Annotated in this window: 20 protein-coding genes and 1 other annotated feature; of the genes, 16 read left to right on the top strand and 4 right to left on the bottom strand. The window is 41.2% G+C overall.

All coding sequences use genetic code 11. From position 1 onward, the window contains the following. The first annotated feature begins 142 nt into the window (after nucleotides 1-142). From lepA to SFRI_RS15115, 8 genes are all read left to right on the top strand, one after another. Entirely contained in the window at nucleotides 143-1,933 is a 1,791-nt protein-coding gene (gene lepA / locus SFRI_RS15150) for a translation elongation factor 4 (RefSeq protein ID WP_011638379.1), read from the top strand. Between the two features lie 465 nt (nucleotides 1,934-2,398). After that, nucleotides 2,399-3,313: a signal peptidase I gene (gene lepB, locus SFRI_RS15145; RefSeq protein WP_011638378.1), complete on the top strand. Its 915-nt coding sequence runs from the start codon at nucleotides 2,399-2,401 to the stop codon at nucleotides 3,311-3,313. Continuing rightward, the gene (gene rnc / locus SFRI_RS15140) at nucleotides 3,313-3,993 is read left to right on the top strand and encodes a ribonuclease III (RefSeq protein WP_011638377.1); all 681 of its coding nucleotides are present in this window, start codon (nucleotides 3,313-3,315) and stop codon (nucleotides 3,991-3,993) included. Before lepB ends, rnc begins: the two co-directional genes overlap by 1 nt. After that, nucleotides 3,990-4,994, top strand: a complete 1,005-nt coding sequence (gene era, locus SFRI_RS15135; RefSeq protein WP_011638376.1) for a GTPase Era — start codon at nucleotides 3,990-3,992, stop codon at nucleotides 4,992-4,994. The genes rnc and era overlap by 4 nt, the downstream gene beginning before the upstream one ends. Nucleotides 4,995-5,039: 45 nt before the next feature. Continuing rightward, nucleotides 5,040-5,753, top strand: coding sequence for a DNA repair protein RecO (gene recO / locus SFRI_RS15130; protein ID WP_041413156.1), 714 nt, complete (start codon nucleotides 5,040-5,042; stop codon nucleotides 5,751-5,753). 109 nt (nucleotides 5,754-5,862) lie between these two features. Next, nucleotides 5,863-6,600, top strand: a complete 738-nt coding sequence (gene pdxJ, locus SFRI_RS15125; RefSeq protein ID WP_041413155.1) for a pyridoxine 5'-phosphate synthase — start codon at nucleotides 5,863-5,865, stop codon at nucleotides 6,598-6,600. Further along, the gene (acpS, locus tag SFRI_RS15120; protein WP_011638373.1) at nucleotides 6,600-6,980 is read left to right on the top strand and encodes a holo-ACP synthase; all 381 of its coding nucleotides are present in this window, start codon (nucleotides 6,600-6,602) and stop codon (nucleotides 6,978-6,980) included. Before pdxJ ends, acpS begins: the two co-directional genes overlap by 1 nt. Nucleotides 6,981-7,285: 305 nt before the next feature. Continuing rightward, on the top strand, nucleotides 7,286-7,810 hold the full coding sequence (locus SFRI_RS15115; RefSeq protein WP_011638372.1) for an Mpo1 family 2-hydroxy fatty acid dioxygenase: 525 nt from the start codon (nucleotides 7,286-7,288) through the stop codon (nucleotides 7,808-7,810). 61 nt (nucleotides 7,811-7,871) lie between these two features. On the opposite strand, the gene SFRI_RS15110 is transcribed toward SFRI_RS15115, so the two are convergent. Next, nucleotides 7,872-9,152: an HlyC/CorC family transporter gene (locus SFRI_RS15110; RefSeq protein ID WP_011638371.1), complete on the bottom strand. Its 1,281-nt coding sequence runs from the start codon at nucleotides 9,150-9,152 to the stop codon at nucleotides 7,872-7,874. 152 nt (nucleotides 9,153-9,304) lie between these two features. Then, entirely contained in the window at nucleotides 9,305-10,093 is a 789-nt protein-coding gene (locus SFRI_RS15105; RefSeq protein ID WP_011638370.1) for a cytochrome C assembly family protein, read from the bottom strand. A 282-nt stretch (nucleotides 10,094-10,375) separates the two neighbouring features. On the opposite strand from SFRI_RS15105, the gene ffh reads away from it, so the two are divergent. The 8 genes from ffh to SFRI_RS15065 all read left to right on the top strand — a co-directional run bounded on the left by ffh (nucleotide 10,376) and on the right by SFRI_RS15065 (nucleotide 17,153). Further along, nucleotides 10,376-11,749 carry a signal recognition particle protein gene (ffh, locus tag SFRI_RS15100; RefSeq protein WP_011638369.1) on the top strand — a complete coding sequence of 458 codons (1,374 nt, stop codon included), beginning with the start codon at nucleotides 10,376-10,378 and terminating at the stop codon, nucleotides 11,747-11,749. A 229-nt stretch (nucleotides 11,750-11,978) separates the two neighbouring features. Beyond that, the gene (rpsP, locus tag SFRI_RS15095) at nucleotides 11,979-12,230 is read left to right on the top strand and encodes a 30S ribosomal protein S16 (protein ID WP_011638368.1); all 252 of its coding nucleotides are present in this window, start codon (nucleotides 11,979-11,981) and stop codon (nucleotides 12,228-12,230) included. A gap of 21 nt (nucleotides 12,231-12,251) precedes the next feature. After that, on the top strand, nucleotides 12,252-12,782 hold the full coding sequence (gene rimM / locus SFRI_RS15090; protein ID WP_011638367.1) for a ribosome maturation factor RimM: 531 nt from the start codon (nucleotides 12,252-12,254) through the stop codon (nucleotides 12,780-12,782). Nucleotides 12,783-12,797: 15 nt separating this feature from the next. Further along, on the top strand, nucleotides 12,798-13,544 hold the full coding sequence (gene trmD / locus SFRI_RS15085) for a tRNA (guanosine(37)-N1)-methyltransferase TrmD (RefSeq protein WP_011638366.1): 747 nt from the start codon (nucleotides 12,798-12,800) through the stop codon (nucleotides 13,542-13,544). Nucleotides 13,545-13,577: 33 nt separating this feature from the next. Beyond that, on the top strand, nucleotides 13,578-13,931 hold the full coding sequence (gene rplS, locus SFRI_RS15080; RefSeq protein WP_011638365.1) for a 50S ribosomal protein L19: 354 nt from the start codon (nucleotides 13,578-13,580) through the stop codon (nucleotides 13,929-13,931). 504 nt (nucleotides 13,932-14,435) lie between these two features. Further along, entirely contained in the window at nucleotides 14,436-15,527 is a 1,092-nt protein-coding gene (locus SFRI_RS15075) for a 3-deoxy-7-phosphoheptulonate synthase (protein WP_011638364.1), read from the top strand. An 11-nt stretch (nucleotides 15,528-15,538) separates the two neighbouring features. Further along, nucleotides 15,539-16,678 (top strand): bifunctional chorismate mutase/prephenate dehydrogenase, encoded by a 1,140-nt coding sequence (gene tyrA / locus SFRI_RS15070; RefSeq protein WP_041413153.1) that lies wholly within the window; start codon nucleotides 15,539-15,541, stop codon nucleotides 16,676-16,678. A gap of 130 nt (nucleotides 16,679-16,808) precedes the next feature. After that, nucleotides 16,809-17,153, top strand: a complete 345-nt coding sequence (locus tag SFRI_RS15065; RefSeq protein ID WP_011638362.1) for a hypothetical protein — start codon at nucleotides 16,809-16,811, stop codon at nucleotides 17,151-17,153. 107 nt (nucleotides 17,154-17,260) lie between these two features. On the opposite strand, the gene pheA is transcribed toward SFRI_RS15065, so the two are convergent. Together pheA and hpf are read right to left on the bottom strand one after the other, a co-directional pair. Continuing rightward, nucleotides 17,261-19,207 (bottom strand): prephenate dehydratase, encoded by a 1,947-nt coding sequence (gene pheA, locus SFRI_RS15060; protein ID WP_011638361.1) that lies wholly within the window; start codon nucleotides 19,205-19,207, stop codon nucleotides 17,261-17,263. Between the two features lie 58 nt (nucleotides 19,208-19,265). Next, nucleotides 19,266-19,387, bottom strand: a sequence feature (Phe leader region). 123 nt (nucleotides 19,388-19,510) lie between these two features. Continuing rightward, nucleotides 19,511-19,864 carry a ribosome hibernation-promoting factor, HPF/YfiA family gene (gene hpf / locus SFRI_RS15055; protein WP_011638360.1) on the bottom strand — a complete coding sequence of 118 codons (354 nt, stop codon included), beginning with the start codon at nucleotides 19,862-19,864 and terminating at the stop codon, nucleotides 19,511-19,513. Between the last annotated feature and the right edge of the window lie 11 nt (nucleotides 19,865-19,875).

Below are 19,875 nucleotides of genomic sequence, written 5' to 3'. Positions count from 1 at the left end.
CATGCACTCGAAAACCTCCTGTAATGGTCAATAATCGCCCCAAAATGGATACTATTGTTTAATCTGATTGGTATTACCCCCCCAATCAGGTACAATTTGCCACCTTAATTTTCATCATTTTAGTAGTAGTCATTGCAGCATAATGAAACACATTAGAAACTTCTCGATTATTGCCCATATCGACCATGGTAAATCAACTTTATCCGATCGCCTGATTCAGGTATGTGGCGGCTTAACTGACCGTGAAATGGCTGCACAGGTTTTAGATTCAATGGATCTAGAACGTGAGCGTGGCATTACGATTAAAGCCCAAAGTGTCACCTTAGATTACCATGCCAAAGATGGTAACACTTATCTACTCAACTTCATTGATACACCCGGCCACGTTGACTTCTCTTATGAAGTATCACGTTCTTTGGCCGCATGTGAAGGTGCACTATTAGTAGTTGATGCTGGTCAAGGCGTAGAAGCTCAGACATTAGCAAACTGCTATACCGCACTAGAAATGAATTTAGACGTAGTTCCTGTATTAAATAAAATCGACCTACCTCAGGCTGAACCAGACCGTGTTGCAGCAGAGATTGAAGACATTGTTGGCATTGATGCCATGGATGCTGTGCGTTGTTCAGCAAAGACAGGTGTTGGTGTTGATTTAGTACTAGAGGAAATTATTGCGAAAATTCCTCCTCCAGTGGGTGATGAATCTGCGCCTTTACAAGCGTTGATTATTGACTCGTGGTTTGATGCATACCTTGGTGTTGTGTCTTTAGTACGTATTAAGAATGGTATTCTTAAAAAAGGTGAAAAATTTAAAGTGATGTCTACTGGACAGAACTATAACGCGGATCGCGTTGGTATTTTTACACCAAAAGAAAAAGATAAAACAGAGCTTCGTGCTGGTGAAGTGGGTTATGTTATTTCTGGTATTAAAGAAATTCACGGTGCGCCAGTAGGCGATACCTTAACTCATGCAAAACATGGCGCAGACAAACCGCTACCAGGTTTTAAACGTGTTAAGCCTCAGGTTTATGCTGGTGTATTCCCGATTTCTACCGATGAATATGAAAGCTTCCGTGATGCGTTAAATAAATTAAGTTTGAATGATGCATCACTGTTCTTCGAACCAGAAACGTCATCAGCGTTAGGTTTTGGTTTCCGTATTGGTTATCTCGGCCTTCTCCACATGGAGATTGTTCAGGAGCGTTTAGAGCGCGAATATAATTTGGATTTGATTACGACGGCACCCACAGTGGTGTACGAAGTTATCATGAACAATGGTGAAACGATTTACGTTGATAACCCATCGGGCTTACCAGCGCTAAATAATATCGAAGAAATTCGTGAACCGATTGTTGAAGCCAATATATTAGTGCCAAAAGAATACTTAGGTAACGTGATTACCTTGTGTATTGAAAAGCGTGGCTCGCAAACCAATATGGTTTATCACGGTAACCAAGTGGCCGTGACTTATCATTTGCCGATGGCTGAAGTGGTAATGGATTTCTTTGACCGTCTTAAGTCAACGAGTCGGGGTTATGCATCATTAGAGTATAACTTTATCCGTTTTGATCCTGCAGATATGGTGCGATTGGACATTCTAATCAATGGCGACAGAGTTGATGCATTAGCGATGATTATTCACCGCAGTAATATTCGTCATCGTGGTTTGGCATTGGTTGAAAAGATGAAAGAACTGATCCCTCGCCAAATGTTTGATATTGCTATTCAGGCTGCTGTTGGTAGTCAGATTATTGCTCGTTCAAGTATTAAAGCATTACGTAAAGATGTAACCGCTAAGTGTTATGGTGGTGACGTTTCACGTAAGAAGAAACTACTTAACAAGCAGAAAGAAGGTAAAAAACGCATGAAGCAAGTCGGTAACGTTGAAGTGCCACAAGAGGCATTCTTAGCGGTATTGAAACTTAACGATTAATTATAATTAATCGTTTTAGTTTGTTAGTGCCTGTTGATCTTTGCTGGTTAAATTTTGTTCGAGATAAAAACGTTTTAATCGAGGCGAGTGGATTGCTGCCTAGTAATCTAAGCACCACTTGATTCACAAAGAATCACTCAACAAAGAGTAAAACGTTTTTAGCCGAACCCTTCGGGCAGCGTTTGTTGGCCATTTTTACTGCGTTATCGGCTTTTTATGTAGAATAACTACACTACAAAGCCTCTGCCTTGTATAAATGACCAACAATTCGCAGCAAAAACAACCTTGAAAGATCAACAGACACTAAACGCCGCGTATTGCGGCGTTATCGTTACTTTTACTATATATTTTGTAACACTCAACTGGGTGAATGTTTATTCGTTAATCACCATACTGGATTGAGTTATTCTGAGCCTTTGCTCAAGCTATATGGATCCAACACACCCAGCAGGAGATAAATCAGTAATGGCAGCCTATTTTTCGCTCATTTTAGTGCTCGTAACCTTAGTCAGTGGGCTTATTTGGTTAATTGATGTGGTATTTTTTGCGCCTAAACGCCGCGAAAGCTTATTAACAGCACAAGCTAACTCAGCCAAGTTAAGTGCAGATGCGATAGATAAAATCATCCGTGAGCCTGTGTTAGTTGAAACTGCACATTCAATTTTTCCGGTTATCGCTTTTGTGATGATTTTACGCTCGTTTATTTACGAACCATTTCAAATCCCATCAGGTTCGATGATGCCGACACTCTTGGTTGGTGATTTCATATTAGTTGAAAAATTCAGTTACGGATTACGCGATCCTGTATGGCGCAACAAGCTGGTTGAAACCGGTGAACCTGAGCGCGGAGATGTATTTGTATTTAAATATCCTGAAAATCCAAAAATTGACTACATAAAGCGAGTAGTTGGTTTACCAGGTGACAAGATATTTTATCGTAATAAACAACTGATGATCCAAGAAGCGTGTACTAATGAAACTGACTGTCCTGCTGCTCATACTATTGAACATGTAGAGATTAATCGCGGTGAGTTTAGCCAAAATGACGTGCCATTAATTCGTTTGAGTGAGCAATTAGGCGATGTTGAGCACGATATTTTAATTAATCCAACGCGCCCTGATTTTAGACAGCATTTTTATCCTCAAGCAGGTCTTCCTGCTGGTGAGTTTGTCGTGCCAAAAGGTATGTACTTTGCCATGGGTGATAATCGCGATAACAGTACCGACAGTCGTTTTTGGGGTTTTGTACCGGAAGATAATCTTGTCGGTAAAGCCGTTGCAATTTGGATTAGTTTTGAATTTGATCGTAAGCCGAGTGATGTGTTACCAACATGGGTACCGACCGGTGTACGTTTTGATAGAGTAGGTGGAATACATTGATGGAACCCATTAAAAATTTGCCGCGTTTGTGCCGTACTTTAGGTTATGAGTTCAATAATATTGAATTACTTATTCAGGCCTTAACACATCGTAGCGCAGCAAATAAACATAATGAGCGTTTAGAGTTTTTAGGTGATTCGATTTTATCGATAGCCATTTCAGATGCCTTATATCATCAGTTCCCAAAGGCGACTGAAGGTGATTTAAGCCGTATGCGCGCCACTTTAGTCAAAGGTGACACGCTGACAATCATCGCTAAAGAGTTCAAGCTAGGTGATTATTTGTATTTAGGCCCTGGTGAACTCAAAAGTGGTGGCTTTAGACGCGAATCTATTTTAGCTGATGCTGTAGAGGCTATTATTGGTGCTGTCTATCTTGATGCTGATATTGAAGTGTGCCGAAAGCTATTATTATCATGGTATCAAGAGCGTTTAGCTGAGATTAAACCGGGTATTAATCAAAAAGATCCGAAGACAATATTGCAAGAATACCTGCAAGGTTTTAAAAAGCCATTGCCTGATTACCAAGTTGTTGCAGTAGAAGGTGAAGCCCATGATCAAACCTTCACCGTAGAATGTAAAATTAGTGAATTAGATAAAGTTGTCACTGGTGTGGCAAGTTCAAGAAGAAAAGCTGAACAGCTTGCCGCTGCTCAGGTATTGGAGCTACTGAATAAATGACCAAAAAAACAGACTTGCCAGCAGGTGATAACCAAGAGCCTAGCTTAGATGAACTGCTGGCAAGGATGAACCAAGCAGCACCAACCGCCACAGCCAAATACGATGTAACTTATTGTGGCATGGTGGCTATTGTCGGTCGTCCCAATGTGGGTAAATCAACACTTTTGAACAAGTTACTTGGTCAAAAGGTGAGTATTACCTCAAAAAAACCGCAAACAACTCGTCACCGTATCATGGGTATTCATACAGATGGCCCAAGTCAGATTATATTTATTGATACCCCAGGTCTGCACATTGAAGAAAAGCGTGCGATAAACCGTTTGATGAACCGTGCAGCTGCCAGTTCATTAGCTGATGTTGCTATGGTTATTTTTGTTGTTGATGGTATGACGTGGACTGCCGATGATGAGATGGTGCTCCAAAAAATTCAACATCGTAATGATGATCGAAAAATCATTTTAGCTATTAACAAAGTTGATAACATTAAAGATAAGGAATCATTGTTCCCTTATTTAACTGAATTGGCTAAAAAGTTTGATTTTGATGAGATTTTGCCAATATCAGCCAGTAAAGGCACCAATGTGCAGCGCATTTTGGATATGGCACGTGAATCATTACCTGAAGCCCCATTTTATTTCCCTGAAGATTACGTGACCGATCGCTCACAACGCTTTATGGCATCTGAAATTGTCCGTGAAAAACTGATGCGCTTCCTTGGGGATGAACTTCCTTACGACGCAACGGTTGAGATTGAACAGTTTAAAATGATGGAAAATGGCGTTTATCAAATTAATGCGTTAATTCTGGTTGAACGTGAAGGCCAAAAACGTATGGTAATTGGCAATAAAGGTGAGCGAATTCGAACCATTGCAACGCAATCTCGTCTAGACATGGAAACCTTATTTGAGAATAAAGTATTTCTTGAAGTGTGGGTGAAAGTGAAATCCGGTTGGGCTGATGATGAACGTGCATTGAGAAGTTTAGGCTATGGCGAAAGCTAAATTGGCTTTAGCGTTACTGATTATGTATTTATAGGCATGGCCACTATGAAACGTGGCTATGTGCTTCATCATCGACAATTTCGTGAATCGAGCGTGATCGTTAATTTGCTAGTAGAGGGTGTTGGACGTGTTGATGCCATTACTCGAGTCGGTTCTGGTAAACGGTCAATTAAAAGTATCTTACAACCTTTTCAACCGCTAATTATCCAATTTAGTGCCAAGTCCGAAGCCAGAAATTTAGGGTTGAAAAATATTACCCAAATTGAATCCGCTGCACCTGCTATGCCGTTGAGCGGTAATAGTCTTTATTCTGGTTTTTACTTAAACGAAATATTGGTTCGCCTATTATCGGTAGATCACCAAGCTGAAGGTCTCTTTCTCGATTATCATCGTGCGCTACTGGCGTTAGCGAAACAGTTTTGTTCAAGCCACCTGCGTTATTTTGAAATGGCATTGTTACTCGAGTTAGGTGCATTGCCGTCTCTTGCTTATGACACCCAAGGTGACTCGTTAGATAACCGTTGTCACTATCGGTTTATTGCCGAGAGTGGTTTTATCCCTGTAGCAACAACTCAAGAAAGCCCTTTTTCTCATGGCAAAGGCTGCTTATCTGGAGCAATGTTGCTAGCATTGGCATCACAAAACCTGCAACCTGAACAGTTTAATCAAGCCAAAGGGTTAATGCGTTATTTACTCACACCATTGTTAGGTAATAAGCCGTTATTAAGTAGGCAGTTATTCAGTAACAAAGCGGATTAGCATATAATATTTTTTAAACCCAACACATGGGCCAAACACTTGTAAATTAGTGCATAACTTTGGTTATCATGTGCCTCATTGTGTTATTTATTATCTTAAGGAGCTCGATGTGAGCGGAATACTATTAGGCATTAACATCGATCATATCGCGACATTGCGTCAGGCTCGCGGTACTCATTATCCTGATCCCGTGCACGCCGCCGCTGTAGCAGAGCATGCTGGTGCCGATGGTATCACGATACATTTACGTGAAGACCGTCGCCATATTCAAGATCGTGATGTGTATTTATTGGCAAAAACATTGAAGACCAGAATGAACTTCGAGTTTGCTGTAACAGAAGAAATGATCGCTATCGCCTGTGATATAAAACCAGCGTATGCGTGTTTAGTCCCCGAGAAGCGTGAAGAGCTAACTACGGAAGGCGGTCTTGATGTCGCAGGTCAGTTAGACAAAATCCGCTCAGCCGTCACTCGTTTGGCTGCAGAAGGTATTAAAGTGTCATTGTTTATTGATGCTGATAAAACTCAAATTGATGCCGCAGTGTTATCTGGCGCACCATATATTGAGATCCACACGGGTTGTTATGCTGATGCCATCACCGATGCAGAACAGGCAGATGAATTAGTTCGTATTACTGAAATGGCACAATATGCACACAGTAAAGGTTTAGTGGTTAATGCTGGCCACGGATTGCATTATCACAATGTTAAGGCTATCGCGGCTATTCCTGAGCTTTATGAGCTTAATATTGGTCATGCTGTAATTGCTCGAGCCGCTATTGATGGTTTAGACACTGCAGTACGAGACATGAAGAAACTGATGCTTGAAGGCCGCAGAGGCGAATAATGGCGATTGTAGGGATCGGAACAGACATTGTTGAGATTGCTCGCATCAGTGAGCAGCGAGAGCGCCTAGGAGACAGATTAGCTAGGCGAGTACTGACAGAACCTGAGCTTGCTACTTACATGCAATCAAAACAGCCTGAGCGATTTTTAGCTAAACGTTTTGCCGCCAAAGAAGCTGCAGCAAAAGCCTTAGGCACAGGAATTGGCCGAGGTGTGTCGTTTCAACATATCCATATCGACAATGATGCTAATGGTGCACCCCAGGTACGTTTTACCGATGGCGCGCTAGCACGGCTGGAACAATTAGCGGGCAAGCATGGTTTTATCAGTATTGCAGATGAAAAACATTATGCTGTAGCCACTGTGGTGTTAGAAAGTTGATGTGAATCATATTAAGCTATGTATTAAAGGCGCATTAGCGCCTTTTTTTGTGAGCTTTTAAAATTGCCGCAAGTGGGGTAGATTAACAAGATAACAACAACTCATCTCAGAACGAGATGATAACTGACATCAAACAGTCTTTTTCTATACTAATACCACGACATCACACTAGATTATTATTGGTAAATCAATACGGATAGTAAGCAACAATGATCCGTTAAATATGAATTAGATCGAATGTCCTGATACCAGTTTAGCTACCTCATTCCTTCCTTTGATCTGAGGTTAACTAGAGAGAATCAAAAATGAAATCGGCAGTAGAACAACTTTCAACTTATAAAAGTGTGCATTTAAACCCACAAAACATAAAGACGCATTTTGTCGGTGTTCCAATGATTATCTGGTCGGCTTTTTTGATGCTGGGGACACTTCGCTTTGCATGGCAGGATTATCAAGTGAGTGCTGCGATGATATTAGCTGTTGTGGTATTGGGCTACTATATGGCACTTCATATGCGCCTGGCACTTGGATTAGTATTGTTCATTCTGCCGGTGTTATATACCACTGAGCTTGTTGTTCATACTTCACATCCCTTTATCATTGCCATTAGTATTTTTGTTATTGGCTGGGTTATTCAGTTTATTGGCCATAAATATGAAAAGGCTAAACCTGCTTTTATGGATGATCTCAATCAGCTTCTGATTGGGCCATTCTTTTTGATGGCAGAGTTGTATTTTATATTGGGTTTGGAGAAAGACTTAGCCGCAGAAATTACCCCAATCGCACGTGATAAACGCCGTGCTTTAGAGGCTAAACGTCGTGCGTTGTAATGAATGACGAATTCATGGCAATAAAAAAGGCGCTTGCAGCGCCTTTTTTAAGTGTAAAAATCTATTCGTTATCATCAATTAACGTTAAATTACTGGGTAAAACTCTGACTGTTTTAATCATATTATCCGCAACATCGATAACTTCTATTTGATAATCAACAATGCGTAAGCTGGTGTTTGCTGCAGGAATATCTTCCAGAAATTCAATGATAAGGCCATTTAAGGTTTTAGGGCCATCAATCGGAAGATTCCATTTCATTTCTTTATTAAGGTCACGAATGTTAATCGTGGCATCAATTAAGAAACTACCATCTTGTTGAATATTAATGTCTTCACTTGCTGTGGTCAGCATCGAGGTAGTGAAGTCACCGACAATCTCTTCTAGAATATCTTCGAGTGTGACTAACCCCTGAATATCACCATACTCATCAACAACCAAGCCTATACGTTCTTTATTTTGCTGGAAATTAGTCAATTGAACGTTTAGTGGTGTGCCTTCAGGAATAAAGTATAACTCCTTAACAGCCCGTAATAATGACGACTTGCTGAATTGCTCTTTAGATTGTAAGCGTAATGCATCGCGTAAGTGGATAAACCCGACTGCATCATCGATGTTATCGCGATAGACTAATACTCGAGTATGCGGACTTTGAATCACTTGCTTATTTATCAATTTAAAGTCGTCATTGACGTTAATCGCATAAATATCTGAACGCGAAATCATAATGTCTTCGACGGTGACTTTTTCTAAATCTAAAATCGACAATAACATTTCTTGGTGACGCTGTGGGATCAGTGCTCCAGCTTCATGCACAACGGTACGCAGTTCTTCTTGGCTTAACGCATCACTTGTTTTAACTGTTTTAATACCCATCAAACGTAAAAACATGGAGGTAATTAAGTTGATTGCTTTCACTAATGGCGACAGCAAGATTAATAACCAACCTAATAAAATACTCGACGGGAATGCAATACGTTCAGGGTGCAAAGCCGCAAACGTTTTTGGTGTGACTTCTGCAAACACTAACACCACAATAGTCAGAACACCGGTAGCAATAGCTACACCCATATCACCAAATAAGCGCATACCGATAATAGTCGCAATTGCTGAGGCAAGAATGTTAACCAGGTTATTGCCGATGAGAATCAAACCAATGAGTCGATCTGGGCGATCTAATAACTTTAAGGCACGCTGGGCACCTTTGTGGTCATTGGACGCAAGATGTCGTAAGCGGTATCGGTTGAGGCTCATCATTGCGGTTTCTGAACCAGAAAAATAAGCAGAAATCACGATTAAAACCAAAAGAAAAATAAGGAGTGCGCTGGTAGATATAGCGTCCAAAAAAGGGGCCCCATGAAGTGGTGTGAAATTGGCCTATTGGCCAAATTGTCATAAATTTAACGGCCATTATTTATTATTGGCCGTTAGTGTCAAGTAATCTTGGTTATTTTTCAACAGAATAGAAAAGCTTATTCAGTGTAGAAATATTAAAATCAGTTTAATATCAATTCTTTAACAACTCTAGCGCCAAAATAAGCTAGCGATAGTAAGCCTGCACCCGATAAGCTATAAATCACTGCGGTACGGATTCTACAGCCAACTGTATATTGCTGCCACAACATCACGGCGTAAACCACCCAAGCGATTATGGACAATATCGCTTTATGGCCTTTACCGTCGCCAAACATATCATCTAAAAATACAAATCCTGTTACCAGCGATAAACTAAGTAAGATAAAACCAATTATGATGAGGTGATAAAGTTGCTTTTCAACCGTCATTAATGGTGGCATAGCAGGGCTCATCATCATCTGTTTTTTCTTCAGTTTATTCTGGATAAACAACAGCTGAATGGCATACATAGCCGCTATCATCAAGGCGCTATACGCCATAAGTGATAATACTACATGCGCTAGGAGCTCAGGGTGTATTTCAAAGTGAGTAATAAACTGCGGTGGCACTAACCATAGAAGTGCTACTGATAAAATTGAGCAGGCATACACAACGGGAACAACAATGATGACTTTAAGTCGAGGCATTGTGATAGTGAACGTTAATGCAATAATCCAGTTAACCAATGAAATCACGTTGGTTAAACTAAAGTTTTGTCCATCTACGGTAAACACTGCATTCGAAAGCGCAAAACCGTGCATGATGACGGCAATACCAGAAGCCACCATAACGGCCTTACGGTTAGGCCCTTCAACATGAAAAAGTCGGCTTGTTACTAAAACCAAAGCTAAACAATAAAACAGCATGGCTGCCGCTGAAAAAATAACCATTGAGACTCAACCTATCATAGTAATTAATGCTGAAAAACTGCGCTGTGAGTGTTGAACAATACTATCAAAGCATCACATTTTCATTATTTTATTAGATTAACATGATCAGGGCCTAATAGGGCAGTGACCTAAGACCCAAAATTTAACAGTTTCCTGCCTTTAGCTACAGTTTATTTACTCAAAATGAGCCAGTGTTTAAGTTCTTCGTGTTGCAAGTATCGTAATTTAGAGTGGCTTGGGTATAATGGGCACAATTATCGATATGCTTAAAAGAGCCGCTCAATGTTTGAAAATTTATCTGACAGACTTTCACGCACACTAAAAAACATTAGTGGCCGTGGTCGCTTAACAGAAGACAACATTAAAGAAACCCTGCGTGAAGTGCGTATGGCGCTGCTTGAGGCGGATGTAGCTTTACCTGTTGTTAGAGACTTCGTTAACAGCGTAAAAGAACGCGCTGTGGGTCAAGAGGTGTCAAAAAGCTTAAGCCCAGGGCAAGCGTTTATTAAAATTGTCCAAAATGAGCTTGAAAAAGCCATGGGTGAGGCGAATGAAGCCCTCGACCTAGCGGCAATACCTCCAGCCGTGATCATGATGGCGGGTCTTCAAGGCGCGGGTAAAACAACCTCGGTAGCCAAATTAGGTAAGTTTTTACGCACTCGTCATAAAAAATCAGTCCTTGTTGTTAGTGCTGACGTATACCGTCCAGCAGCGATTAAGCAACTTGAGACATTGGCTACAGAAGTCGAGGTTGAATTCTTTCCGTCTGACGTGAGCCAAAAGCCTGTTGATATTGCTAAAGCAGCAATAAACTATGCAAAATTAAAATTCATTGATGTGGTGATTGTCGATACAGCAGGTCGCCTGCACGTTGATGAAGCCATGATGGATGAAATCAAACAGCTGCATGCAACTGTCAATCCGGTAGAAACGTTATTTGTTGTTGATGCGATGACGGGGCAAGACGCCGCCAATACGGCTAAAGCATTCAATGAAGCTTTACCTTTGACGGGTGTTATCTTAACCAAAGTTGATGGTGATGCTCGCGGTGGTGCTGCGTTATCGATTCGCAGTATCACAGGTAAACCGATTAAATTTTTAGGTGTTGGTGAGAAAACCGATGCTCTAGAACCTTTCCATCCAGACCGTATTGCTTCGCGTATTCTCGGAATGGGTGATGTGTTGTCTTTAATTGAAGAAGTTGAACGTGGCGTCGATAAAGACAAAGCGATGAAGCTGGCTTCAAAAGTTAAATCTGGCGGCAGTTTCGACCTAGAAGATTTTCGTGAGCAATTACAGCAAATGAAAAACATGGGCGGAATGATGAACATGCTTGAGAAGCTTCCTGGTGTGGGACAATTACCACCAGAAGCATTGGCTCAGGTTCAAGACGGTAAAATGACCGGACAAATGGAAGCCATTATTAATTCAATGACGTCTAAAGAACGTAAGAATCCAGATTTGATTAAAGGATCTCGTAAACGTAGAATCGCTGGCGGTTCTGGTACCCAAATTCAAGATGTAAACCGCTTATTGAAGCAATTTACCCAAATGCAGAAAATGATGAAAAAGATGTCTGGCAAGGGTGGAATGAAGAAGATGATGCGCGGAATGGGCGGAATGTTACCACCAGGAATGAAGTTTCCTGGTAGATAATAACAGCATCTTTCAAGAGCAAAACTAGTAATTTTTAAATTCAATCAGTTGGTTAGGTTATATTTTTGACTTTATTGCAACAAAATGGGTGAGCTAAAAATCATCAGATTTGGTTGCAATAGTTCAAAAGTCAGGTAAAATCTTCCGGCTTTCTTTCTGGGACTCTTCGCGAACACGGAGTTCCAGTTTTTATTTTTGCTTCTAGCAAATCATTAGAGGAATAAAACGCATGGTTACCATTCGTTTAGCTCGTGGCGGCGCAAAAAAGCGTCCATTTTACAATATCGTTGTTGCTGATAGCCGCAATGCTCGTGACGGTCGTTTCATCGAACGTGTAGGTTTTTTCAATCCATTGGCTCGTGGCCAAGAAGAAACTTTACGTTTAGATCTTGATCGTGTTGAGCACTGGGTTGCTACTGGCGCTGCAACATCTGAGCGTGTTGCAAAACTGATTAAAGACGCGCGTAAAGCTGTTGCTTAATTGCGTATAAGGTATAGATAGATGAGTAGTAACCAAGAGCTAGTTGTACTGGGTAAGTTAGGTTCCAGTCATGGTATTAAAGGTTGGCTAAAAATCACTTCCTATACCGATTCTGTTGAAGGTATTTTCGATTATTCGCCTTGGCTTATAAAAGAACAAGGCGTTTGGCGTGAAGTTAAGGTCGCTCAGTGGCGTTTTCAAGGTAAAGCTGTAGTGGCTGAACTAGAAGGTGTCGCTACCAGAGAACATGCGCAAATGCTCACAAATTGTGAAATTGCGATCATGCCTGAGCAAATGAAAGATTTGGATGATAGTGAATTCTATCATCGTGATCTTATCGGCTGCGAAGTGACCAATATAAACGGCTATAACATGGGTATTGTTGATCAGATCGTGGAAACAGGATCAAACGACGTGCTGCTGATTAAAGCTAATGCCAAAGATGCCTTCGGCAAAGCGGAACGTATGATCCCCTTTGTCCCTGAGCAGTTCATCAAACAGGTGGACTTGCAAGGGAAACAGATTTTAGTGGATTGGGATCCTGACTTCTAAGTCGAGGTACAACATATGTGGTTAGGGGTAATCACCCTGTTTCCAGAGATGTTTCGTGCTGTTACAGACTTTGGGGTTACGGGTCGAGCCGTGAAAAACGGCCTGCTAGAGGTGCAAACGTGGAATCCTCGAGATTTCACCCATGATAGACATAATACTGTGGACGACCGACCTTATGGTGGTGGGCCCGGTATGTTAATGATGGTGCAACCTCTGCGTGATGCTATCCATGCAGCTAAAGCAGCTGCAGGTGATAGGGCAAAAGTGATTTATCTATCTCCTCAGGGACGCAAGCTGGATCAGCATGGCGTTACTGAGTTAGCTAAATCAGAGTGTTTGATTTTAGTGTGTGGTCGATACGAAGGTGTTGATGAGCGCATAATTCAAACAGAAGTTGATGAAGAATGGTCTATCGGTGATTACGTACTTTCGGGTGGTGAGTTACCGGCAATGACTTTAATCGATTCAGTGGCTCGTTTAGTACCTGGTGTACTAGGCAAGCAAGCGTCAGCAGAGCAAGATTCTTTCTCTGATGGTTTACTGGATTGTCCTCATTATACACGCCCTGAACAATTGGATGGTCTTGACGTACCCGCAGTGCTGCTAAGCGGTGACCACGAAAAAATTAGACTCTGGCGTTTACAACAAAGTATCGGAAGAACTTTTTTGAGACGACCAGAATTATTTGAAAATCTAGCTCTGACTGACGAACAAACGACTTTATTAGCGCAGTTCGTGAATGAAACGGACAAGTCCGCATAGTCAACGCTCAGTTATTACTAGGATGGAGTAATTATGAACAACATCATTAAAATGCTCAACGATGAGCAAATGAAAACAGATGTGCCTGATTTTGGTGCTGGTGATACAGTAGTAGTTCAAGTACGTGTTAAAGAAGGCGAAAAAGAACGTCTTCAGGCTTTTGAAGGTTTGGTAATTGCTAAGCGTAACCGTGGTCTGCATTCAGCATTCACAGTACGTAAAATCTCTAATGGCGAAGGTGTTGAGCGTGCTTTCCAGACGCACAGCCCGCTAATTGCTAGCATCGAAGTTAAGCGTCGCGGTCGTGTACGTCGTGCTAAACTGTACTATTTACGTGAGCGTTCAGGTAAGTCTGCACGTATCCGTGAAAAATTGGCAACTAAGTAATAGTTACCGATACAGAATAAAGATGCAGTGTTCGCACAACAACCCGCCGAAAGGCGGGTTTTTGTTTGTGTGGCTTTTAAAAATAATAAAGGGATAACAACGAATAGAGCGATAACAACGAATAGAGCGATAACAACGAGTAGAGCGGTAACAGCGAGTAGAGCGGTAACAACGAGTAGAGCGGTAACAACGAGTAGAGCGGTAACAACGAGTAGAGCGGTAACAACGAGTAGAGCGGTAACAACGAGTAGAGCGGTAACAGCGAGTAGAGCGGTAACAGCTGAAAAGTACAAGAAGCGTATTTGTTTTTTGTTCAATACCTCTTAGGTTAAGTAATTTTTTACCTTTTGTGTAAATAAGCCTTGCTCTAGAACCTTTGCACAGGCATAGTTGCTTTTAAGGTGTAATGGTGTAGCGTTACAAAAATACAAATTGTATTGTCCAATACCTAAAAATCAAATCTATTAGTGACCTTTGGTCTGTCGTCAAAAGAGAGTGATAAGTATGCAACAAGATACCATTAATAATGTGCACATCAGTTCAGAACAAGTGCTAGTGACTCCAGCAGAGTTAAAGCAAGAACTTCCATTATCAACTCATGCTTATCAATATATTCTAAATGCTCGCAAGCAAGTCTCAGATATTGTCCACAAACGTGATAATCGGGTGCTTGTGGTGACGGGGCCATGCTCTATTCATGATATTGCAGCGGCAAAAGAGTATGCATTAAAACTGAAAAAGTTACATGATGAACTCAGTGATGACTTCTACATCTTAATGCGCGTGTATTTCGAAAAGCCTCGCACAACGGTCGGCTGGAAAGGGTTGATTAATGACCCTGATATGGATGAGTCATTTGATGTCGAGAAAGGACTCCGAATGGCTCGAGAACTCATGATTTGGCTTGCTGAACTTGAATTGCCTATCGCGACAGAAGCGCTGGATCCGATCAGTCCACAATATTTGTCCGAATTAGTTACTTGGTCTGCAATTGGCGCAAGAACCACAGAGTCGCAAACTCATCGAGAAATGGCTTCAGGTTTGTCGATGCCTGTTGGTTTTAAAAATGGCACAGATGGTAAGTTGGAAGTGGCTATTAATGCATTAAAATCAGCTGCCAGCAGCCACCGCTTTATGGGCATTAACCAAGAAGGTCAAGTTTCATTATTGCAAACAGCTGGTAACCCAGATGGGCACATTATTTTGCGTGGCGGGTTAGCGCCTAACTATGATGCTGACAGTGTTGCTCAGAGTGAAGCACAAATTCATAAAGCCAAACTCAGTGCTCGTTTAGTCGTTGACTGCAGTCACGGTAATTCTTCAAAAGATCATCAACGTCAAAAAAACGTTTGCGAAGATGTATTTAACCAAATTGAAGCAGGCAATAAATCTATCATCGGTGTTATGCTTGAAAGTAACCTCAATGAAGGTAATCAGAGTTCAGATAAACCGTTAGCAGAGCTAAAGTATGGTGTTTCTGTCACTGACGCATGCATTGATTGGGAAACTACCGAAACCATTTTAAGACAAGGCGCTAACCAGTTGTCTGCAGTATTACCAACACGTTTTGAGACGCTGCAGGTTGTTAACGGTTAATGGATAAACAGATGAATGAAAAAACCACAGCAGGCTTAGAGCATCTTCGTGATTTAATTGATGGCGTTGATCAACAATTACTGCATTTATTACGTAAACGTCTCGATTTAGTGGCGCAAGTTGGTGCCGTAAAACATGCGGCTGGTGTACCTATTTATGCCCCACAGCGTGAAGCATCGATGTTAGCTAAACGTCGAGACGAAGCACAAAAAATGAATGTCTCACCACAGTTAATCGAAGATATTTTACGTCGACTTATGCGCGAATCTTACCTAAATGAAAAAGATGTTGGGTTTAAGCAGATTAAGCAAGATCTGGGTCATGTGGTCGTTGTGGGTGGTCAGGGCAAACTGGGACAGTTATTTAGCCAAATGTTGGTTCTTTCTGGTTATGAAGTTAAAAGTATAGATAAAAATGATTGGCAAGATGCCGCCGCCATTTTTGATGGTGCAGGATTAGTGATTGTTACCGTACCCATAAATGTGACGTGCGAAGTGATCCGCGACAAGTTAACGCAGCTACCTGAAAATTGTATTTTAGCTGATCTCACCTCGATTAAAGAAGCACCTTTAACGGCTATGTTAGCGGCACACAAAGGCCCTGTAGTAGGTCTGCATCCTATGTTTGGTCCTGATGTTGGCAGTCTTGCTAAACAGGTGGTGGTAGTGTGTCATGGTCGTCATCAAGAAGCGTATCAATGGTTACTACAACAAATTGAAATTTGGGGGGCTCGTATAGTTGAAGCTGAAGCAGAGCGTCATGATAAAGCGATGCAGCTAGTGCAGGCTATGCGTCACTTTTCAACATTCGTGTATGGTGTCAACTTGTGCAAAGAAGAAGCTGATATTGGTAACTTATTACAGTTTAGTTCACCGATTTATCGTTTAGAGTTAGCCATGGTCGGTCGTTTATTTGCTCAAGATCCGGAGCTTTATGCCGATATAATTTTTGCTCAACCAGGTAGTCAACACGCTATTAGTGATTATCTTGATAATTATCGTGATGCATTAACAATGTTGCAAACGGGTAATAGGCAAGCCTTTGTGGAGCAGTTCCAGCGTGTCGCTAAATGGTTTGGTGATTTTGCGCCGCAGTTCCAACATGAAAGCCGCGCCATGTTGCAATCTGTTAATGATATGAAAGCTGGATAGCGTTAAGTGAAGCATTATTAATTGAACTAAATATTGCCAAATAGTGACACAAAGCTTATGTTTAATTAACACCGTCGCCAAATAACGCAGTGTTAGCTCAATAAACTTAGTTACCTTTGGAGGTTACCCCATGTCGATGATGCCATCGAATATGCTACCTGTTCAACAGGTTGAAGATAATTCCTTAGGGCATTTTCTTTACGGTTTAATGAGTGCTTTTCCATTATTTTTTGTGCCAGTATTATTGAGTTTTTGGCTTAATTTAATCCAAAAGAACGTCAATCCAGATTCTGTATTGGGTAGCCATCTACGTTGGCAACGCATGAGTATTATTGGCCTCTGCCCATTTTTTATTGCAGGATATTGGCTTAGCCCATTATGGCTGAGTTTACCTATGTATTTACTGGGTGTTAGCTGGTTCAGTTATCGTATTTTTAAAGGCTGGATAAGTTTAAATGATGGCCTAGCAGTATAATTATTGAGTAAACTTGAGTAACTAATTACCTTTTACAATTGCGAGTCATAAAAATGCCGAGAATTTTCTCGGCATTTTTATGTGTGTCATTCTTGGTTATTTAATCGTTACTTTGCTTGGTATAAACCATGAATAATTTCAGCTTGCGATACTCCATCCTGATGTAACAATATAATTCCATCAGCATTAAGTTGCTTAACGGCATTTGCATGAGTATTTAGAAGTGCAGCATTAATGCTGAAGCTGGTGTTAACGATGACGGGTAAATGGCTGCGAGATTTCACCTCAACCAATCCAGCCAAATCGAGGCTTAACTGCTCTGGGTGCGTGAAACTGCGTACACCTGATTCGCATAGCCCGAGCTGTTGATTTCCGTGGCTAAGGACTGTATCGGCAGCTTGTAGCCAATCATCAATACTAGCCATGGTATTTCTTTCTAATATTACCGGTAAATTGACGGAACCAATTAAGGTTAACATGTCTGGGTTATACATTTGTTTACCACTTAATATCAGCATATCTGCTAATTGGCTCGCAATGATAAATTCTTGTTCTTGGTCTATTTGCATTACACATAATAAACCGGCTTGTTCAATGACCTGTGCATGCTGCTTTAATTGTTGTTCATTGAGTTGTTGTTTTAAATCATTGAGCACAATAGCTTGAAAGCCTGATTCTTTGATGTGCTTTGCTTGCGTAGCCAGTTCGGTATTATCTATCGGTAAGTTAATTTGTTGTAATGCGCTAAATTGTCCTGCACCTATTTGTAAGTGCTGGCAAAACAATTGAGTATCTTGTGATTTATAGTCGCGTGAATGCTTAGCTTGGCTATGGGGTACCGTCTTGATTGGCTCTTGTTTAGAGCTACCGGGTTCAATCAATAACTGAGCTTGCGATAATTGTGTCGGTTTAACAGTTTCACAAGGATAACAACCTAATACTTTGATAAAACGTGTAAGGCGCTCTAACTCTTTAATTGCTTGTTGTACTTCGGTAGTCGCTAAGTTGCCATCAATATCGAGGTAAAACATCTCCTCCCATGGTGTCCCTGGTATCGGACGAGATTCTAACTTACTCATATTCAAATTATGAGCTTTAAGTACCAGTAGTGCTTCCACTAATGCTCCAGGTTTCTGTCCTGTTGCCATGATCAAGGTGGTTTTTGCTGGCAGCTGAGAAGGCACCGCAGAAGCTTTTCGAGCGACAACGATAAAACGACTCTGGTTGATTTTTTGGTTTGCCAAACCTTGTTCCATTGCAATTAATTGGTATAACGCTCCGCCTTCAGCACTGCCTATTGCTGCGACAGTGTTGTTGTCTGCCTCGACAACTTTTGTCATAGCTTCAGCACTACTAGAACAATATTCAAGTTTGATATGTGGGTGCTGACTCAAATAGCGGCTGCACTGACTGATTGGTTGTGGATGAGCGTAAATAGTCTTGATATCAGATAGTTTACTGTTAGGTTTAGTGAGTAAGCAATGGCTCACTTCAATAGTCGTTTCGCCCACAATCGATAGCGTTGTATGTTGAAGTACGTCATACACTTCATTGATAGATCCTGAAGAAGTATTTTCAATTGGTAAAAAGCCATAATCGGCATGACCTGATTCGACGGCATTAACGATTTCATCAAAACTTTTACACCCAAAATCTAGCATTTCCACCTGACGGCGTGAGCAGTAACGGCTTGCCGCTAAGTAAGAGTAAGAACCCCTTGCACCTAAATAAGCCACAGTATATTGCTGCTTTTGAGTGTCTGGGTTTGCTCTACCATGAAGATACGTCTGCTGAAATAACACTGAGTCTTCAATAATGCTTTGATAAAGCGATATCACAAAGTGCGCATCAAGTCCTTGGTCACGCCCTTGCTGCACGAGTCTTTCAAGTAGCTCTTTCTCTCGTTGTGTATCTCGAATAGGTCTAACATCAACTTCTTTGCTGCGTGCAACATTTAGGCTCAATTGGCGGCGCTGAGATAGTAACGCTAATAAGGATTTATCCAGTGCAGTTATCTGTTCGCGAGTTTGACTTAACTCAGGTGGTTTTTGCATATTGACCTCAATGTGACGCTACATACTGGCGCATGACTAGATACGGCAGAGTTTATAAGACAAAAAAGCCTCCCAGTTGGGAGGCTTTAGAATTTTCATTTTCGTTTTTACACAGAAAATCCGCCTCCAGGGGTGGGCTGAATAAAAAAGAAAATAAAAAGGCTGAATATTTTTTTGTTCATGAAGTAAAACTAAAGCTCTGACAGGCGACTGTCAATGTAAATTTACTCATCAAGGCTTGAGTGCTGGATTATAGACAAAAGAAAGCGCACCCGAAGGTGCGCTGGTGAGAGAGAAATAATATCAAGCGGCGTTTTCCTCCTTATAGACATACTCAAATTCGCTTTCAGTATCATTTGGTAATGATACATGGCGTTGAGCCTGGGGTTTATGGGTCAGGCGATTTAGCTGTTTTTCCAGCTTTTGTCCCATTGCAGTAATTGCTGCGTATAGGTTTTCACTTTTTGCCTGGGCGAATAAATCTCCACTAGGTAATCCAACTGATGCCTCTATTTTAAATAACTGCTTTTCTTGAGTAATAATGATGTGCGGGTTAATTAATTGAATATCATGTCGACTTAATTTTTCTAATCGTCCTTCAATACGTTCACGGATAAGGGCAGTGACTTCAAGTTGTTTGCTAGTGATTTTCAGCATATTTAGAACCT

This window comes from Shewanella frigidimarina NCIMB 400 (assembly GCF_000014705.1).
Taxonomy (GTDB): domain Bacteria; phylum Pseudomonadota; class Gammaproteobacteria; order Enterobacterales; family Shewanellaceae; genus Shewanella; species Shewanella frigidimarina.
Note: the sequence above shows the minus strand (reverse complement) of the source record. Positions and strands in the feature narration are given on the sequence as shown.

Excerpts from the sequence above, each read along its gene's own strand:
- SFRI_RS15105 (WP_011638370.1), bottom strand. The coding sequence starts at position 10,093 with ATGGTTATTTTTTCAGCGGCAGCCATGCTGTTTTATTGTTTAGCTTTG.
- rimM (WP_011638367.1), top strand. The coding sequence starts at position 12,252 with ATGAGTAGTAACCAAGAGCTAGTTGTACTGGGTAAGTTAGGTTCCAGT.
- SFRI_RS15075 (WP_011638364.1), top strand. The coding sequence starts at position 14,436 with ATGCAACAAGATACCATTAATAATGTGCACATCAGTTCAGAACAAGTG.
- hpf (WP_011638360.1), bottom strand. The coding sequence starts at position 19,864 with ATGCTGAAAATCACTAGCAAACAACTTGAAGTCACTGCCCTTATCCGT.
- tyrA (WP_041413153.1), top strand. The coding sequence starts at position 15,539 with ATGAATGAAAAAACCACAGCAGGCTTAGAGCATCTTCGTGATTTAATT.
- lepA (WP_011638379.1), top strand. The coding sequence starts at position 143 with ATGAAACACATTAGAAACTTCTCGATTATTGCCCATATCGACCATGGT.
- ffh (WP_011638369.1), top strand. The coding sequence starts at position 10,376 with ATGTTTGAAAATTTATCTGACAGACTTTCACGCACACTAAAAAACATT.
- rplS (WP_011638365.1), top strand. The coding sequence starts at position 13,578 with ATGAACAACATCATTAAAATGCTCAACGATGAGCAAATGAAAACAGAT.
- era (WP_011638376.1), top strand. The coding sequence starts at position 3,990 with ATGACCAAAAAAACAGACTTGCCAGCAGGTGATAACCAAGAGCCTAGC.
- rnc (WP_011638377.1), top strand. The coding sequence starts at position 3,313 with ATGGAACCCATTAAAAATTTGCCGCGTTTGTGCCGTACTTTAGGTTAT.
- pheA (WP_011638361.1), bottom strand. The coding sequence starts at position 19,207 with ATGCAAAAACCACCTGAGTTAAGTCAAACTCGCGAACAGATAACTGCA.
- rpsP (WP_011638368.1), top strand. The coding sequence starts at position 11,979 with ATGGTTACCATTCGTTTAGCTCGTGGCGGCGCAAAAAAGCGTCCATTT.
- SFRI_RS15115 (WP_011638372.1), top strand. The coding sequence starts at position 7,286 with ATGAAATCGGCAGTAGAACAACTTTCAACTTATAAAAGTGTGCATTTA.
- recO (WP_041413156.1), top strand. The coding sequence starts at position 5,040 with ATGAAACGTGGCTATGTGCTTCATCATCGACAATTTCGTGAATCGAGC.
- lepB (WP_011638378.1), top strand. The coding sequence starts at position 2,399 with ATGGCAGCCTATTTTTCGCTCATTTTAGTGCTCGTAACCTTAGTCAGT.
- trmD (WP_011638366.1), top strand. The coding sequence starts at position 12,798 with ATGTGGTTAGGGGTAATCACCCTGTTTCCAGAGATGTTTCGTGCTGTT.
- SFRI_RS15065 (WP_011638362.1), top strand. The coding sequence starts at position 16,809 with ATGTCGATGATGCCATCGAATATGCTACCTGTTCAACAGGTTGAAGAT.
- acpS (WP_011638373.1), top strand. The coding sequence starts at position 6,600 with ATGGCGATTGTAGGGATCGGAACAGACATTGTTGAGATTGCTCGCATC.